This is a genomic window from Qipengyuania vulgaris (assembly GCF_009827325.1).
GTDB classification, from domain to species: Bacteria; Pseudomonadota; Alphaproteobacteria; order Sphingomonadales; family Sphingomonadaceae; genus Qipengyuania; species Qipengyuania vulgaris.
Genome location: NZ_WTYC01000013.1, coordinates 1 through 15913, shown reverse-complemented (window position 1 = coordinate 15913; position 15913 = coordinate 1). Strand labels below are relative to the sequence as shown.

The 15913-nt window shown below is 58.8% G+C and carries 16 protein-coding genes; 6 read left to right on the top strand and 10 right to left on the bottom strand.

What is annotated here, in order from left to right; genetic code table 11:
• From GRI69_RS15365 to GRI69_RS15355, 3 genes are all read right to left on the bottom strand, one after another.
• On the bottom strand, positions 1-592 hold a 592-nt coding region (locus GRI69_RS15365; RefSeq protein ID WP_202392062.1), incomplete at its 3' end, for a cbb3-type cytochrome c oxidase subunit I.
• The gene (locus GRI69_RS15360) at positions 589-1632 is read right to left on the bottom strand and encodes a cytochrome c oxidase subunit II (protein WP_160729048.1); all 1044 of its coding nucleotides are present in this window, start codon (positions 1630-1632) and stop codon (positions 589-591) included. The genes GRI69_RS15360 and GRI69_RS15365, both read right to left, overlap by 4 nt.
• The gene (locus GRI69_RS15355) at positions 1625-1990 is read right to left on the bottom strand and encodes a c-type cytochrome (RefSeq protein ID WP_202392061.1); all 366 of its coding nucleotides are present in this window, start codon (positions 1988-1990) and stop codon (positions 1625-1627) included. Before GRI69_RS15355 ends, GRI69_RS15360 begins: the two co-directional genes overlap by 8 nt.
• An 86-nt stretch (positions 1991-2076) precedes the next feature.
• Here GRI69_RS15355 and GRI69_RS15350 point away from each other — a divergent pair, with 86 nt between their 5' ends.
• Entirely contained in the window at positions 2077-2778 is a 702-nt protein-coding gene (locus GRI69_RS15350; RefSeq protein WP_160729047.1) for a c-type cytochrome, read from the top strand.
• On the opposite strand, the gene GRI69_RS15345 is transcribed toward GRI69_RS15350, so the two are convergent.
• Together GRI69_RS15345 and GRI69_RS15340 are read right to left on the bottom strand one after the other, a co-directional pair.
• The gene (locus GRI69_RS15345; protein ID WP_160729046.1) at positions 2702-3352 is read right to left on the bottom strand and encodes a cytochrome b; all 651 of its coding nucleotides are present in this window, start codon (positions 3350-3352) and stop codon (positions 2702-2704) included. The two genes, GRI69_RS15350 and GRI69_RS15345, sit on opposite strands and share 77 nt — an antisense overlap.
• On the bottom strand, positions 3349-4071 hold the full coding sequence (locus tag GRI69_RS15340; protein WP_202392060.1) for a cytochrome c oxidase assembly protein: 723 nt from the start codon (positions 4069-4071) through the stop codon (positions 3349-3351). The genes GRI69_RS15345 and GRI69_RS15340 overlap by 4 nt, the downstream gene beginning before the upstream one ends.
• A gap of 467 nt (positions 4072-4538) precedes the next feature.
• Between GRI69_RS15340 and GRI69_RS15335 the strand changes: the two genes are divergently transcribed.
• The 4 genes from GRI69_RS15335 (at position 4539) to GRI69_RS15320 (ending at position 6290) form a co-directional block, all read left to right on the top strand.
• On the top strand, positions 4539-5039 hold the full coding sequence (locus GRI69_RS15335) for a hemerythrin domain-containing protein (RefSeq protein ID WP_160729045.1): 501 nt from the start codon (positions 4539-4541) through the stop codon (positions 5037-5039).
• A gap of 89 nt (positions 5040-5128) precedes the next feature.
• On the top strand, positions 5129-5539 hold the full coding sequence (locus tag GRI69_RS15330; protein WP_237453156.1) for a hypothetical protein: 411 nt from the start codon (positions 5129-5131) through the stop codon (positions 5537-5539).
• Positions 5540-5552: 13 nt separating this feature from the next.
• Positions 5553-6005, top strand: coding sequence for a DUF421 domain-containing protein (locus tag GRI69_RS15325; protein WP_160729043.1), 453 nt, complete (start codon positions 5553-5555; stop codon positions 6003-6005).
• A 111-nt stretch (positions 6006-6116) separates the two neighbouring features.
• Positions 6117-6290: a hypothetical protein gene (locus GRI69_RS15320; RefSeq protein ID WP_160729042.1), complete on the top strand. Its 174-nt coding sequence runs from the start codon at positions 6117-6119 to the stop codon at positions 6288-6290.
• Positions 6291-6516: 226 nt separating this feature from the next.
• Here GRI69_RS15320 and GRI69_RS15315 read toward each other — a convergent pair whose 3' ends face one another.
• The 3 genes from GRI69_RS15315 to GRI69_RS15305 form a co-directional block, all read right to left on the bottom strand.
• A complete protein-coding gene (locus tag GRI69_RS15315) occupies positions 6517-8646 on the bottom strand; it encodes an amylo-alpha-1,6-glucosidase (protein ID WP_337191083.1) in 2130 nt (709 codons plus the stop codon).
• A 65-nt stretch (positions 8647-8711) separates the two neighbouring features.
• A complete protein-coding gene (locus GRI69_RS15310) occupies positions 8712-9848 on the bottom strand; it encodes a glycosyltransferase family 4 protein (RefSeq protein ID WP_160729041.1) in 1137 nt (378 codons plus the stop codon).
• Positions 9849-10454: 606 nt separating this feature from the next.
• A complete protein-coding gene (locus tag GRI69_RS15305; RefSeq protein ID WP_237453155.1) occupies positions 10455-12371 on the bottom strand; it encodes a tetratricopeptide repeat protein in 1917 nt (638 codons plus the stop codon).
• 170 nt (positions 12372-12541) lie between these two features.
• Between GRI69_RS15305 and GRI69_RS15300 the strand changes: the two genes are divergently transcribed.
• Positions 12542-13291: an SMI1/KNR4 family protein gene (locus GRI69_RS15300; protein WP_160729039.1), complete on the top strand. Its 750-nt coding sequence runs from the start codon at positions 12542-12544 to the stop codon at positions 13289-13291.
• Between the two features lie 392 nt (positions 13292-13683).
• On the opposite strand, the gene GRI69_RS15295 is transcribed toward GRI69_RS15300, so the two are convergent.
• Entirely contained in the window at positions 13684-14877 is a 1194-nt protein-coding gene (locus GRI69_RS15295) for an IS91 family transposase (protein ID WP_160726970.1), read from the bottom strand.
• A gap of 6 nt (positions 14878-14883) precedes the next feature.
• A complete protein-coding gene (locus GRI69_RS15290) occupies positions 14884-15792 on the bottom strand; it encodes a tyrosine-type recombinase/integrase (protein ID WP_160726971.1) in 909 nt (302 codons plus the stop codon).
• Positions 15793-15913: the final 121 nt, after the last annotated feature.

Sequence of the window (15913 nt, the reverse complement as noted above, 5' to 3'; positions counted from 1 at the left end):
TGATCTCTATCGCTCCCGCGATGGCTGAAATCTCGATGAAACCAATTCCGAGCAACCAGAAATCGGTATTTATGCCGGGGCTGAACGCGATGCTGGTAAGCGGGGGATACATGAACCACCCGCCATCGGGCGCGAGACCGACGAACAGGGAGAGAAAGAACATCGTCCCGCCAACGAAATAGGCCCAGAAGGCAAAGGCCGAAAGGCGAGGGAATGGTAGGTCACGCGCGGCCAGCATCTGGGGCAGCAGCATGATTCCTATCGCTTCTACCATCGGCACAGCGAACAGGAACATCATCACCGTTCCGTGCATCGTAAAAAACTGGTTGTAGGTGTCGACGCCGAGAAAATCCTGCATCGGAGCAGCGAGCTGCACGCGCATGCCGAGAGCGAGGACGCCCGCTGCAAGGAAGAAACCAAAAGCAGTGACGACATACCAGAAGCCGACGTAATTGTTGTTTACCGCGGTCAGCCGGGCCCAACCCTTCGGTGCCTTCCATATTTCGGCCAGTTCCTCGACCTCGCTGTCCGGGCGCTTTTCCGCAGGAAAGCGCTTGTAAAGCGCGTGGTCGAAACCCGTCTCGGACTTCATTTCTGCTGCTCGAGCCAGATTGCAATTGCTTCAAGCTCTTCGGCGCTCAGCATGTCGTAGCTTGGCATGCGATTGCCCGGCTTGATCGACTGGCTGTCGCCGATCCAGCCGATCATCGTTCCACGATGGTTGGGAAGGATACCAGCCCCAAGCGTTCGGCGAGAGCCAACATGCGTAAGGTCGGGACCAGCAAGTCCATTGGCCTCAGTTCCGGCTATCCGATGGCAAGCCGCGCAGCCGCTTTCCATAAACAGATCGCGGCCCGAGACCAGGCCAGCGTCTTCAATTGAAGCTCTCGGAGAGGAGGTTGTCGAAGCCATGCCGGAACGCTCGGCTGGAGCGATCTGCTGCCGCTCTTGCGCTGGTTGGTCATCGCCGACCGACGCAAGCCGATCGGTACGCGCAGCGCGCCATCGGCGGTAATCGATCTCCTCATGTGCAATGGCGACAAAACCCATAAGCGCGTGCTGTCCACCACAGTACTCAGCGCATACCCCGCCGAATTCGCCAGCCCGATCAGCTTCAATCCTGAGCAAGGTTCTGCGGCCAGGGATCATGTCCTTCTTGCCCGAGAGGTGCGGCACCCAAAAGCTATGAATGACGTCTGCGGACTCGAGTTCGAGCACTACCGGCTGATTTACAGGGATGTGGATTTCATTGGCATCTTCTATCACCACCGCTCCCGATTGATCGAGATACTGCACTCTGAACCACCACATTTCGCCGGTTATACGAATGCGCATTTCGTCTCCGCGGATCGGCTCGGTCAGATTGGCAGTGAGCGTGAGGCCCCACACCAGGAGCGCAGTCAGCACCACTCCGGGAAACGCAACGCCTCCGATCCAAACCGCGCGTTCGCCGCCCAGCTTGGCTTTCCATCCAGCGGGTCCCTTGATCGCTATCCAGAGCGCGGCGACGACAATCGCAGTAACGAAAACACCAAGACCGAATAGCGCCCAGGCAAGTACTGTCACTTGCTGCGAATACGGCCCGGCCGGATCGAGAACCGGAGGCGGCCATCCCCAAAGAGCTTCAGTCATGATCCAATCCGTATAAATACGCTGTGATATCCTCCGCCTCGGCATCGGTGACAGGCATGCGCGGCATAGTCGATCCCGGTTTTACCGAGGGTGCATTGCGGATAAAGGCTGCCAATACGTCTGGCCTATTGGGCAGTTCGCCTGCGATCAGCCCGACATCGTCGAACCCTTCGAGCGAAGGGCCGAGCCGGCCAGCGGGCCAATCCAAGCCGGGAATCTCGTGGCACGATCCGCATCCCGCGCGCTTGATTGCCGCGAGCCCACGCTCTTTCGCATCGCTCGCTGGTTCGCGCCTTGTTTCGACCGGGTCCTTGCACGCTGCGAGCGGACCACAGCTTATCAGTGCCATGATCGCCATGGTTCTCTTCCAAAGCCGGTGACGATGCTCCGCTGGCCCCATTCCAATGGGAACCGGGCAACCGTTCTCTTCGTTCCCGAGACACGATGCATTTCCGCCTTGGTCTGTCTGTCGCAGCGCTTGCCGCGTCTCTTGCATCGTGCAGCCCCGCTCCAGTCGACGATCCTTTCGATGCAACCGGTGAACTGATTGCTCTGTCTGGGGGCGACGCCGGTCCGCAAGCTGCGTGCCACACCTGCCACGGCCTGGACGGTGGCGGCGACGGTGCCTTGGTACCGCGGATCGCGGCGATGAATGCAGGTTATCTGGTGCGTCAGCTGAATTTCTACGCCGACGGGCAGCGCAGGCATCCACAAATGAGTTGGCTCGCGGGGCGGCTCGACAGTGAGGAGCGCCTTGCAGTTTCCGGCTACTATGCGGCCTTGCCTATGCCCAAGCTTGATGCGGCTAGATCGGCAGCCATCAATGTGCAGTGCAGTTTTGGCAATGCCCCTGCGATCTATCATCAAGGTCTCCCTGAACGTGGTCTCGTTTCCTGCGCATCATGTCACGGTGATGCGGGAGACGGCGGCGGTGCCGGCAATCCTTCGCTTCTTGGCCAGAGTGCATCCTATCACGCCGAGCAGTTACGGCGCTGGAGGAGCGGTGAACGGTACGGCGATGCTCTCAATGTCATGCACGATGCCGCGGCCAAGCTTCGCGAGGAGGAAATCATCCCGCTCGCGGAGTATATTGCTTATGGTCCGGGGCAGTCTCGTCGTCGCGTATCTCCGGCAGGATGCCCCTGACGACATCGTCTCGATCCCAGAAATGATGCTTCAGCGCAGCGCCGACATGCAGCGGCACCAACAGGGCCAAACCGATCACGCCCAGCACATGCAAACTCTCCGCCCAGTCGAGTACCTGAAATTGCCAAGCGGGCGACAAAGTGTGGAACGGCATTGGCGGTATCGCAATCAGCCCTGCGATACGCAGCGGTTCTACCGGCTGAATGGCCGACCACATGGCCCATCCGCTTAATGGTAATAGGGCGAAGAGTGCGTAAAAGAGCTTCTGGGTGATATGGGCGGCAGTACTCTGCCAACCAGGCGCATCGGCATCGTTGACCGGATCGGGAATGAAAAGCCGCCATCCGAAACGCAGTAGCGCCAGCAGCAGTATCGACAGGCCAAGCTCGCTGTGCAGTTCATAGGTTGCGAGCTTGCTGCCACCGACCGGGTAGCGCGACATCAGCCAACCGGAGCCCAATTGGAACAGCACCAGTCCCGCCATGATCCAGTGGAACCACACCCCGATCGGCGAATACTTACGGTTCTCGGTGTAGCTCAATGCCCAACTGCGAACGAGCTGATGCAATTTCATGCGGATGCCCTATCGCTAGCGAGCGAGCGGTAAATAATGACTAGCGCGGCCAAGAGGTAAACGAGACTCGCAGGTGCCCACATAATGATACCCGCGATTTGTTGGTCCTCGATTGGCGAGAGACCCCACACTTGGGTGGTGAGCCAATGGGGAGCGTAGAAAGCGCGGCCTGCAAAAGTCAGCAGCGCGCCGAGAGCGCCCATTGCCACCATGGTCGCAAGCAATGCTGTTGCTGCAGCGGGGGCAGGCGACCGTAAAACTTTGGACCACCAAATGGCGGCCGTGCCTACTATGGTGAACTGCATGACCCAGAAGACTGCATCGCTGCTCATGGCCGCTTCATATAATGAAGGCGCATGCCAGAGCCAGAATGTGAGGGCATGGACGGCGGTCCACATCGCCAATGACCCGGGAATTTCGACACGCTCGAGCCGCACCGCCCCCATCACGAGGGGAGCCAAGACGGCGGCCAGAATAACATCATGGACTATCCGTATCGTGAAGAGCGCCGATCCGAGTGCGCAGAATGGGGTGACGTAAATCAAGATTAAACAGGCAAATGCCCCGATAGCGGGTCCTCTGCGAAGCGCGCCGCGGTACAGGTACAGTCCGATTGCGAGTGCGATCAACGCAGCAAGCAATTCCGGGGAAAAATTCCATCTAGCCAGCCAACTATCTGGAGATGGTCCCTCACCACAATAAGGCAGCCATTCGGGCAATCAACTTCCTCTCAAGACGATTGTATAGAGGCAGATATTAAAATGCTTGTTTGTTTGCATCAGTTCCACTGCGGGTAATTTGGATATCGATTTCAATCGCAAATGCCGAAGCCCTCGCCCACCCTGCCCAGTTCTACCCAGCATTAATCCTATCCGAGCTTAGGCATGCTGTCGCGATGATCTGCCATTTCGACCGCGTCACTAGGGCTTCGAAAAGGCGAACTCTGCCAGTAAATTTTCAAATGGGAAGCGGACACTCGCAGCGATACAATGGAGACCCCTGCGAGTCCCCTTGGAATTTGAGTTCTCTCGGAATGCGAGTTCCCTTGGAAGCGAGTTCGGGAAGGCCTTCATCCAACGAGAGAGACATTCCACTCATCCCGCAGACAAAACGACTGGCACTAATGAAATGGTAGTTTCGGAACTGTCTCGGCGGGCTGGCTTTTTGGTGTGAGAGGAGAGTTCGTATGGCTAATCAAACTGATTTCGACGCCACCCACATCCTGGCGAGCGATCACCGCAAGGTCGAGGACCTGTTTTCCAAGTTCGAAAAGGCCTCAGGCGCGGAGCGCAAAGCCGATATTGCAAACCAGATTTGCAACGAGCTCAAGATTCACACGATCATCGAGGAAGAAATCTTCTACCCTGCCTTGGAGGGCAAGGTCGAGGAAAGCCTGCTCAAAGAGGCCTATGTCGAGCATGACGGTGCCAAGCTGCTCGTGAACGAGATCGCGGAAGGCAGCCCTGACGAAGAATTCTATGACGCCAAGGTCACTGTTCTGAAAGAACAGATCGAGCATCATGTGAAGGAAGAAGAAAAGCAGCACGAGAACATGTTTCAGCAGGCTCGTGCTGCCGATGTCGATCTGGAGGATCTCGGTCGCCGCATGTTAGCGAAGAAAGAGGAACTCCAGTCCCTGGCGCAGAAGCAGGGCCTTCCCCGGGCAGAGATGCACACAGTGAACTAATGGGGGCGGTTGGCTCCTCAATTGACGTCGAAACCGACCGCAGATTCCAGGAACGGTTCTGGATTGCGGTGCGGGTGGGCTGGGTGGCTATGGCCGCCATCCTGCTTGCGGCCCTATTGGGGTTAACCGGCAGCGGGGGATCATACTCCGGGCAGAAGCTCAGTGCCGGTGAAGCCACCGTGGAAATTCCCGCCGTCTCCCGGTGGGCTGCATCGGACACGATGACCATCAAAACGAGATCCCCTGCCAAGTGGACCACGGTCTTGGTGCCAGCAGGCTTTGGGGACGTGTTTTCACTGGAGGCGATCAATCCGCAGCCCCAGTCGGTCTCGGCTGGACCGCAGGGCGATGAGTTCGTGTTTGAACTGAAGCCGGGCGAAGGTGAGACTTCGATTGAGTTCTCTCTGCGTGCCTCGCGGCCCGTGTGGCAGCAACCGCTCGGACCCTTCCGTGTAAACGGACAGGAGAGTGAAGTGTCTTCAGTGACAGTCCTGCCGTGAACAGGAGGCATGAATGGAAAGCGTAATCCGCGGTGCAGCCATTTATGTGGTTCTCCTGGTCATCATCCGGCTTTCCGGCCGCCGTACAATGGATCAGGCGACCCCTTTCGACTTCGTTCTTCTTCTTATCGTCGCCGAGACCACCCAGCAGGCGCTGCTCGGGGATGACTTTTCGATCACGAATGCGGTCGTCCTGATAGTAACCCTGTTCCTGATGGACATCGGGTTTTCTTACCTAACCCGATGGTTTCCGACGTTATCGAAGGTCGTCGATGGCCGGCCAACTTTCTTGATCAAAAACGGGTCAATCGATGAGCGCGCCTTAAAGAAGACGCGAATGAGCAAGGATGACGTCATGGTCGCGGCGCGGAAGCAACATGGGCTCGAGCGCATCGAACAGGTCAAACATGCCGTCCTCGAAAACGATTCCGGCATCACGATAATTCCCATGCCCGACGCGGCTTGACCTTCGAGGGAAGAGATCGCCTGCATTGGAACGTGAAGCTTGCGATCAGGAACGGTCTTTTGCGGCAGTCCATTAAATTGAGGTCCGCCTTCAGACCCAGAAGGGAACACGATGACCAAAAAAGATATGAGAGAAGCTGATCTGCCCGAGACCGATAATCCGGGTCAAGACAGCCAGACCGCCAATGCCATCCGGAACCAGTCGTCGGCTGAGCCAGAGGATTATCCAGCAGATAAGAAGAAGCCCACTTCGGCAAACGACTCGAACACCTCGAGCGACCACTGAATTGATCGAACCGTCCGGCGCATCCACCACGATCAAAGCCTCCTTTGCTATTCTCAGAAGCACTAAAGTTGAGTTTGATTGCAGGGTGGACGCATTTCGTAAGCGCGCGCTCAAAGAAGACTGACGCGAACCGCTCCGAAAGGGGTGTGACTGGTTTTTGCTTTATCCGGTTTGCCGATAGAGGTGACGGTCGTTTAAACCGCCGCCGGAAGCCGCAAGGCCGGGCTTAGCTCATTCCAATAGCCACGCTAACATTGTCGCCTGCGCGGCGTACGAAAACGCTGGTCGCCGGACCGATCTGCTGGACGTCCAGGTCGACGCTCGCATCTCCGCAAGTTAGCCCATCCAGCGAAAGGTTGGAAAGAAATGGGGGCAGGCTCGGCTTGTCGAACCGCACTTTATCCGGTGCGCAGACATCCATCCCCAGTGCCGCCTGGATCATGAACATCGGTGCACCACTTGCCCAAGCCTGCGGTGCACAGGCCACGGGGTAAAGCGTGGGACCGCGGCCATGTCGGCGACCAAAGCCGCAGAACAACTCTGGGAAGCGCTGCTGGTCGAAATAGAAGGTCGCTTCGAACAAGGCGCCGAAGACCTTGGCTACCGCATGCTGCAATCCGTATCGCGAGAAACCTGCCGCGATGAGGGCGTTGTCATGCGGCCATATCGAACCGTTATGATAGCTCATTGGGTTGTAGCGTTTTTCTTGGCGCGAAAGGGTTCTGATGCCCCAGCCCGAGAAGCAATCTGGCTCCAGTAGCCGCGCCGCCACCGCTTCGGCATGGTGCTGCGTGGCGATGCCGGTCGTGAGAGCATGACCCGCGTTGGACGAAATTACGCGACAGGGCTGCTTATCGCCGTCGAGAGCGAGGATATAGCATCGAAGCTCCTCGTCATAGAATGTGGCATTGAAGCGTTTCTTTAGATCGGCTGCTTTTGCGCGCCATTCCTTGGCTGCTTCACGCTTTCCGCGCGCCTTGGACATGTCGGCCATGGCCCGCCACGCGCCATAGACGTAGGCCTGCATCTCTACGAGAGCGATGGGCCCTTCGGCCAGTCTGCCGTCGGCATGAGAGATCGCATCGTGACTGTCCTTCCAGCCCTGGTTTCTCAAACCATTCGCGTTTCGACGGCCATATTCGAAGAAGCCGTCTCCGTCGCGGTCGCCAGAACGCTCGATCCAGTCGGTTGCCGCTTCGAGATGAGGCCAAAGCTGCTCGATGATTTCCCTGTCGCCAGTCCTGCGAAAATATTCTCCTGCCAAGAAGACGAACAGCGGGGTGGAATCCACGCTGCCATAATAGCGGCGGAATGGGACTTCACCCGTATTGGCCATTTCGTTGAGCCGCGTTTCATGCAAGATTTTGCCTGGCTCGGCATCGGCTGCCGGATCATCGGCAACTGCCTGCAATTCCGCCAATCGGAGCAGTGTTCCGCGCGCCAAAGAAGGATCGTACCAGAGCATCTCCAGCGCGGTGACCAGTGAATCCCTGCCGAATAGTGTGCAATACCAAGGGATACCGGCATACGCCGCTGGACCCTGCGGTGTCTGGGTGGTCAACGTGGTCACATCGGCGATGCTTCGCGACATCATCGCATCGAACGAAGTGTTGGAGGAGGCGATCAATGGGCGTCCGACCAAGGCATCGCGGCGTCCGCTTCGCAAGGCCCGGTAGGCTTCGAGGCAGGCTCGCGTGGGATTGGTAGTCTCGTCGTCCGTAAAAGTGATCTGAGTATAGAAAACTTTCCGTTCACCTGGCTCCAGGGTCACGTCAAAACGGACTTTGTGCTCACTGATGAAATCAGGGCGTGGAGCAAAAGCTATCGCGGTACGACGCTCGATTTCGTCAAGTCCGGTGTAATGATAGTCGATCCCATCGGAACTGAAACGGGGTTGCGCCTGGGTGCCGCGCCGCTCGCGCTTGTCGCCGCGCACTTCAAACATGTCTCGGAAATCGGCGCCCAAGGTCAGCTCGATACTGAAACTGTGCACGCACTCGTCGAAGTTGCGTACCGAAAGCCGCTCGAACGCATTGCCCTCGTGAAGGAACTTTACCCGCCCGAAATGTAGAACGTCATTGGGTATGCGCTGGCCGCCCCGATTAGTAAGGCTTGAATTGGTCAGATCGACAATCAGTGCATCGACACGGTCATCCAGCGCCGAACCCAAAAGCATGGGATAGGTGCCGCAGATCGTAAGACGCCAGAATGAAAGCTGCCGCGTATCGCGGAAATAGACACCCTCGGGCGCGGCTTCGGACCCCATCACGTCACCATGCGTGTCGAACAATGCGAAGGAATCGCCATGTTTGACTGCGCGAAGTTCCTGCTCCTGAATTGACGTGGACGACTGCACCTGATGCTGTCCGTCGGGGCCGGTTTTTACGCTATCTAGCAGAATTTGACTGCCCTCCTTCTATGTCAGGCAGCGGTGCCGAGCCCGAGCGCGTTCGGCGGAGCCGCCCCAAAAGAGCCGGGCGGCATGGTTGCCTGAGCGAATTCGCTACTCTCGGTTGAACGTCGATATTCATTCTGGGCAATCTGCTGCTCGAATAGCTGGATATAGTCGTCAGCCATGCGCCGCACCGTGAAGCGCCGCTCGAAATACTCTCTAACCTTGGCGCGGTCGAAACGGAACACCTCGTCTACGGCTGCCACCGCTTCCTCAACGCTATCCACGATCCGGCCGCTGACACCGTCTTTCATGACTTCGGGCACCGAGCCGTTCCGCCACGCAACCACCGGGGTGCCGCAAGACAGGGCTTCGATCATCACAAGGCCGAAAGGCTCCGGCCAGTCAATCGGGAATAGCAGCGCCCCCGCGCTGCCGAGCAATTCCGCCTTCTGAGCTTCGTTCACCTCGCCGATATACTCAACGTTATCGTGCGCTTCGACTAAAGGCCTAATCTCTGCTTCCCAATATGCCTGATCGACGGCGTCGATCTTGGCGGCCATCTTGAGGGGCCGGCCGCTCCGCACTGCGATCTCGATCGCGCGGTCCGGTCGTTTCTCGGGAGAGATACGTCCTAGGAATACCAGGTAGTCTCCGCCTTCCAGATTCAGGGGGAGCATCTGTGGGGGCAATCCATGATAAACGGTTTCGACCCAGTTCACCGGCGGCATCGGCATCCGTTGATTGTTCGAAATGGAAACGAGCGGAACCTGCGAGAACGTGCGATAACATCTCTGTAAATCGGGGATGTCCAAGCGACCGTGCAACGTCGTGACGGTCGGAGTGTCCCAAGTCAGGATGGCAGGATACTGAAACAGGTCGATGTGAAAATGAACTATATCGAAATCATCCAATCGCCGTCGCACTTGCTCCACCATACTGAGATGATGCGGGACAAGGTTGTGGGCACCGTCGACGAGCCTGAGAGCCTGAGGCACACAGGAAACCAGTTCTGCGCGGGTCTGGGAGTCGCCCGAGGCGAACAGGGTGACTTCATGCTCCATACTGACCAACTCTTCGGTCAGGAAGTGCACGATCCTCTCGGTACCGCCGTACAGTTTTGGAGGACAGCTTTCGGCAAGCGGAGCAATTTGGGCTATGCGCATGGAGAACCTTTCGACGCTTCCTAGACCAAACGTTTCTCCTGGCATTTAAGGTCCGCGTTCGCGTCTGAAAGCGATAGGGGGGTGGGTCGGTACGGCGGACGGAAAAATACCTCGCAACTCCAATGTACTGGCTCCAACTTGCCGCAGCAAGAACCATCAAAACCAGGACAGCTTCTGCCTTCTAGATAGCTTCCGCCCTCTAGATTGATCCGGAGTGTCTGGATATTACCCCAAGTCGCCAGAAGGATCAGCGCTAAAGCTACACGTTAGGCGCCAACTCGCCAGGTTCGAGCATCCGTATCGGGTATCTGGATGGAACTGCCAGTTTCACTACATCGGCAGACCGATGCTGGCTGAGAATGCGATGCTTAGGGCTGGCCGATGCGATATTTCTCGAATGTGGAACGGCAGGTCATCTATAGAGTAGAACTGTTCAGCGCCGGGTCGCAGAAGCGCCGGATGGCCTGCCATCCCAGTAATTTAATACTCGGGATCGCAGGCCATACATCCTCAGAAAACCTTTCAACCCTATGCGAAATTGCACTTGACGCTGGCGAGCTCGGACAGGATGGAGATGTGTCAGATCTTCGTTGCGCCCAAGTTGGCTTACAACCGGTCGATCCTGAGCCAGTCGCGATCACCGATCCACACATTTTCCAATGCAGCTCTCGCCGCTCGTGCCTCAAGAGAATGCCCTAACTTGGTTTCAGCTAGCTCAAGTCCATAGAGTGCCCACCCGTTGTTCGGCGCCTGAAATAATGCTTGTCGAAAGGCTGCTTGAGCATCCGCATACTTGCCCGCCTTGTAGAGCGATGCCCCTAATGATTGGGCGATGGGGAAGTACCAATAGGGCGGCTCATTATAGGGTATGGTCTGCTCGATCATCTTCGCCGCCCGGTAGTGATCGGCGGCCTCGTCGAACTTGCCCTGATTATGCGCATAGCGTCCCTTTGCGACATGCACAGCTAGTTGGATTATGTCCGGAGCAGGAAAGCCGGCGCCTACCATCCCAGTGATTTCTGGATCTCGGGCCAGTCGCTGCATTGTTTCAATTTCACCAGTAAACGCCCGGTCTTCGCCCATTCTGGCGTAAGCCACGGCTCGAGCGTAGCGACGCATTGCTTCAACGTAGGCCAACTCGGACGGCTGCCCGCTCAATGCTAACGTAGCTTCGTTCGAAGCGAACTGGGTCATCGCAAAGAAGGGTGCGGCGTGTATAGCCTGAACCCAAGGCAGCTCGCGCGCCGCCTCGACTCCGATGATCCGCTTGAGACGCTCGGTCTCGTTTGCAACCGTGAGCATGTCACCTGCCATCTGTGCCGAAGAAAGCAGGAAGTGCACGTTGTGTGGATAGTAGCCGAAGCGATACAAACCATCACCGCCGGCAACCTGCAAATACTCCTCGTCAGCGCGCGCTGCCTTGATGTTGGCTGCTATCGAATCCTTGTATCGTCCGATCCGGTAAAAAATGTGGCCCGGCATGTGGACCAGATGGCCTAGCGTCGGGGGAGCATGCGCGACCAACCGGTCCGCGGCTGCTTCACCCATTCTGGGATCAGGACCGTTTTCGGTGAGATGTATGTACAGATGTGACGCCTGCGGATGAGCCGGGTTTCTTTCCATAACCTTGTCTATCAGCTCAATCGCCGTTGCAATTTGTGGCTTGGCGACACGCTTACCATCAGACTCAATCCAGTAGTCCCAAGGCGTCGTATTCATTGCGGATTCCGCCGCCAGCACGGCAATGTCGTCGCTCTCCGGAAAGCGCCGGGCGATCTCCGTCATCGCATTCGAATACTCCAGCTCAAGATCGCTTCGATCCGCCGATAAATCATCAGGGAAGCGCAGCGCCGCCGCGCGGATTAGCGCCTTTTCGGCAGCGCTCGAATTCGCGGATAATCTTTGAGCTTGCTTGATGGCAAAAATTGCCAGGCGGTTTTGCTCATCACTGATGCCCGCGTTGATATTCAGGCCATTGGCGGTTGCCTCACCCCACCAGCACATGGCGCATTCAGAGGCGAAACTGCGGGCCTTTCGAAATGATTTAACAGCGGCTTTGTGATTGAAGCCGTAAAGGAGGGCCACGCCCTGATCGAAGTATCTGCGTGCCTCACCGGACACGCCAGCAAGGTTGATGTCGGAAGTGGGAATGCTGGCATAAAGCGGATAGCTGGCGGCAGAAACTGACTCGAGCAGCTGCGGTGACTTCGCAGCGGCCAGTTCCAGCCTTGCATCCAGCGCAGCGCCACGGGCATCGATACCGCGACAGGCGTTTCGGCCAGCCAGCGACGGATCAAGCGCTGCCAGCTTAGCCGCTTCACGATCAGAATTGTTGACGACATAGGACGATGCGGCAACTCCGCTCGTTCCGATCAAAAGTGCTGTCAGTCCCAAGAATTTTAGCATGATGGTCCCTCCGAAATCTCGAGCGACCAGCTTTGTCTCTTCTGCGGGCGAATTCTGCCTTTCCAAGTCTGCAGAGACGGAGACTCGGTGAAAAGCGTATAGATCTAAAACCCTCATTTAGCCATTCTGCTTCGTCGGAGAGTTCTCAGTCGGGTTTCTCCAGACCGACCGAACGTGATGAGGTGACAGAGCTTATGCTGAGCTTGCGCTCCCTTGGTCTGGATAATTCTGCGGACAGCCTATGGGCGCTCAGTAGTTTTTAACTCACGACTTAATAATCAGCGGATGTGGAAGAGATCACCGACGAGTTACTTGGGAGAATTCGGGAACGCGCAAGCGATCCCAAGCGGCGTTATTTGAACGCAGCCGAACATGAGGCCCGGGTGGAGTTGCCCGTCGAAGAGATCGAGCGCCGTGAAGAAGAGTGGACAAGGCGCCACCTGGCCCGATCTGTCGCCAATACCGGCAAGACCATGTCTGAAGAAGAAGTCCAACGCTGTATGAGGGAGTGGCGCGAAAGCCGTCTCGCTACCCGCCGCGCGATGGAGGCACAAATGCGTTCTTGGGGCCAGACACCTCCGCGATTTCAGAGCTACATCGAAAGTGAGGATTATTTCAGCACCTCGTCGGACCCGCCAGGAGCGAAGCCGCTAGTGCCACCACCGACCGATAGTGACTGGGCTCACGTAGAGAAAACAGTCGGACAGAGACTGCCCGATGATCTTAAGCGGCTCTATGCTATCTCAGATGGCGGTTTTGGCCCGGGCTTTACGGGCCTCTACCCCGTCAAACTCATCGGCAGTTACTGCGAAGATTTCCGACGCCGCGGTCCAGATTACTGCGGGACGGTTATCTACCCTAAGAGCTTCCTCCCGCTTGCGGCAGAGAGATTGGATTATCACTACGATCTTGAGACAGGACGAATCATCTCAAGCAATCAGAATTGGGAGAACGAAGAACTGGACGCCGAGGATATTTACGACATTGCCTTCCAGAGCTTGGCAGCGATGATGGAGGATTGGCTGAACCGTTTTTGAGCCCCGCAGCTGCCACCAACACCGGGGAGCAAGACGAAAAATTGAAGGGTCCGCTTTCCAAGGATTACGCCCAAAAGCAGACAGTCTGCAATCGTTTAGAGTTTCGGACGCCGTGAGGCGTCGGAAAGTCGACGGTGCCCGAACCCGCGGGCCGCACGCGATGAGCTATGGGGATTTTGATTTCGGGTTTGTCCGGGCGTCTGCTGACGGTGCCGATAAGCGGACGTGCCTGAGAGCAGCCTGTCCGATTTTGTGGAGACACAGCAGCCGTGGGAAGCGCGTCCGTCCGATTTTGGCGATGGGACGACCGCTCTTGGACGGACGATATGCAGACGTCCTTGTCGCCGGAAGCGTGGCTGCGGCGGGGCGCGAGGGTGTCGGGCCGTGCCGGATCACGGCGTGGGCATGCCGGATGGGACGATCGGGTATGGCGGACCGCGCGGCAGGTGGCAGCGCTGGAACGTCTCGATGACGACCATGCGCCCGCCGCAGCAAGGGCATGCCGGACGCGGATCGGGCGGTTCGATGGAGGGCTCGTCCGTCGCCGGCGGTGCGATCGCTAGCAGCTGACGGGCGCGTTCGAGATGGGCTTTGCGGGTGCTGGCGGCGAGCAGGCCGTAGTGGCGGATGCGGTGGAACCCGCGCGGCAGGCAGTGCAGCAGGAAGCGGCGGATGAACTCGTCGGCGCTGAGCGTCATCACTTGCTGACGGTCTGGCGCGGAGCGGCGATAATCCTTGTAGCGGAACGTGACGCCGCTCTCGCCGAACCGGAGGAGACGGCTGTTCGAGATGGCGATCCGGTGGGTGTAGCGCGACAGATAGGCGAGCACTGCCTCGGGACCGGCGAACGGCGGCTTGGCATAGACCACCCAGCGCTTCTTGCGCACTGGCGACAGGTGGCGCAGCAACGCGCGCCGGTCAGCAAGAGGTGCCAGCTGGCTGAAGAAGGCGAGCTTACCGGCATCGTGCAGCGCCAGCAGCCGGGTGAGGAACAGGCGGCGGAAGAGTGCACCCAGCACTCGCACCGGAAGGAGGAAAGCCGGGCGGGAGGATATCCATCTCTCCCCGTCCAGCGCGATGCCGCCTCCCGGCACGATCATGTGGATGTGCGGATGGTGGGTCATGGCCGAACCCCAGGTGTGAAGCACGGCGGTGATGCCGATCCGGGCGCCGAGATGCCTGGGATCGGCGGCGATGGTCAGCATCGTCTCCGAGGCGGTCTTGAACAGCAGGTCGTAGAGGAGCGCCTTGTTGGTGAACGCGATCTCGGCGATCTCGGCGGGCAGCGTGAACACGACATGGAAGTAACCGACCGGCAGCAGGTCGGCCTCGCGCGCGGCGAGCCAGGTCCGTGCGGCGGCGCCCTGGCACTTGGGGCAATGCCGGTTGCGGCAGGAGTTGTAGGCGATCCGCCAGTGCCCGCAGTCGGTGCAGGCCTCGACATGCCCGCCCAGCGCGGCGGTGCGGCAGTGCTCGATCGCCGACATGACCTTGAGCTGCTGCAGGCTCAGATGCCCGGCATGGGTAGCCCGATAAGCTGGCCCGGCGGCACGCAAGACATCGGCGACCTCGAGTGAGGCGCGCACCGGCTCTCAGCCGCTTGGCGCCTTCTTGTCCGGTGCCGCGAGCGCGAGCCGATCGAGCGGGCTGACCACCGCCCGCATCGTCTTGGTCGCCACCTGGGCGTAGAACGCGGTGGTGCCCAGCTTGGCGTGGCCGAGCAGCACCTGGATGACGCGGATATCGACCCCGTCCTCGAGCAGGTGGGTCGCAAAACTGTGCCGCAGGGTGTGCGGTCCGACCCGCCTGGCGATGTCGGCTGCCTCGGCGGCTTCGACGACGACGCGGTGGAGCTGCCGTGTGCTGATCGGCAGCATGGCGCCTCGACCGGGGAAGAGCCAGCCATCGGCGTGGAGCACGCCCTGCTGCCGGCCCGCGCGCCACCAGTCGCGCAGCAGCACGAGCAACCCTTCGGGCAGCATGGCATTGCGATAGCGCCCGCCCTTGCCGCGTTCGATCCTGAGCAGCATGCGCTTGCTGTCGATATCGCGCACCTTGAGCGCCGCGACCTCGCCGACGCGCAGACCCGCGCCATAGGCGACCGACAACGCGGCCTGGTGCTTGAGGCAGGTGGTCGCATCGAGCAGCCGCTTCACCTCGCTCTGCGTCAACACCACCGGGATCTTGCGGGCGTGCGCGGTGCGGACCAGCTTACGGGCAAGCTCGGGACGGTCGAGCGTGTGAGTGAAGAAGAACCGCAGCGCCGACACGATGCTGTTCATGGTCGGCGCCGGGATGCCGGCGTCCCGCTGCTCGATCTGGAACCGCCGGACATCCTCGGCGGTCGCGGTGTGGGGCGAGCGCCCCAGCCAGGTCGCGAACCGCCCGACATCGCGCAGATAGTTGCGCTGCGTCTCCGGGCTGAACCGGCGCAGGGTCATATCTTCGATCAGCCGCTGGCGCAGCGGGCTGACAGGCCCAATCGGAATAATCTCGTTCATCGTTCGACTCCTCGGTTGAAGGAGCCACGATCGTCTGCCTCTCTCGGACCAGACGCTACGCCCGTCGTTCTACATCACCCTCACCACAAGCAACCATCCCGCGAAGCGGGTTCGTGCATCG

Coding starts and splice junctions, on each gene's coding strand:
- GRI69_RS15360 (WP_160729048.1), bottom strand. CDS start 1,632: ATGACTGAAGCTCTTTGGGGATGGCCGCCTCCGGTTCTCGATCCGGCC.
- GRI69_RS15355 (WP_202392061.1), bottom strand. CDS start 1,990: ATGGCGATCATGGCACTGATAAGCTGTGGTCCGCTCGCAGCGTGCAAG.
- GRI69_RS15350 (WP_160729047.1), top strand. CDS start 2,077: ATGCATTTCCGCCTTGGTCTGTCTGTCGCAGCGCTTGCCGCGTCTCTT.
- GRI69_RS15345 (WP_160729046.1), bottom strand. CDS start 3,352: ATGAAATTGCATCAGCTCGTTCGCAGTTGGGCATTGAGCTACACCGAG.
- GRI69_RS15335 (WP_160729045.1), top strand. CDS start 4,539: ATGGCTAATCAAACTGATTTCGACGCCACCCACATCCTGGCGAGCGAT.
- GRI69_RS15330 (WP_237453156.1), top strand. CDS start 5,129: ATGGCCGCCATCCTGCTTGCGGCCCTATTGGGGTTAACCGGCAGCGGG.
- GRI69_RS15325 (WP_160729043.1), top strand. CDS start 5,553: ATGGAAAGCGTAATCCGCGGTGCAGCCATTTATGTGGTTCTCCTGGTC.
- GRI69_RS15320 (WP_160729042.1), top strand. CDS start 6,117: ATGACCAAAAAAGATATGAGAGAAGCTGATCTGCCCGAGACCGATAAT.
- GRI69_RS15310 (WP_160729041.1), bottom strand. CDS start 9,848: ATGCGCATAGCCCAAATTGCTCCGCTTGCCGAAAGCTGTCCTCCAAAA.
- GRI69_RS15305 (WP_237453155.1), bottom strand. CDS start 12,371: ATGAGGGTTTTAGATCTATACGCTTTTCACCGAGTCTCCGTCTCTGCA.
- GRI69_RS15290 (WP_160726971.1), bottom strand. CDS start 15,792: ATGAACGAGATTATTCCGATTGGGCCTGTCAGCCCGCTGCGCCAGCGG.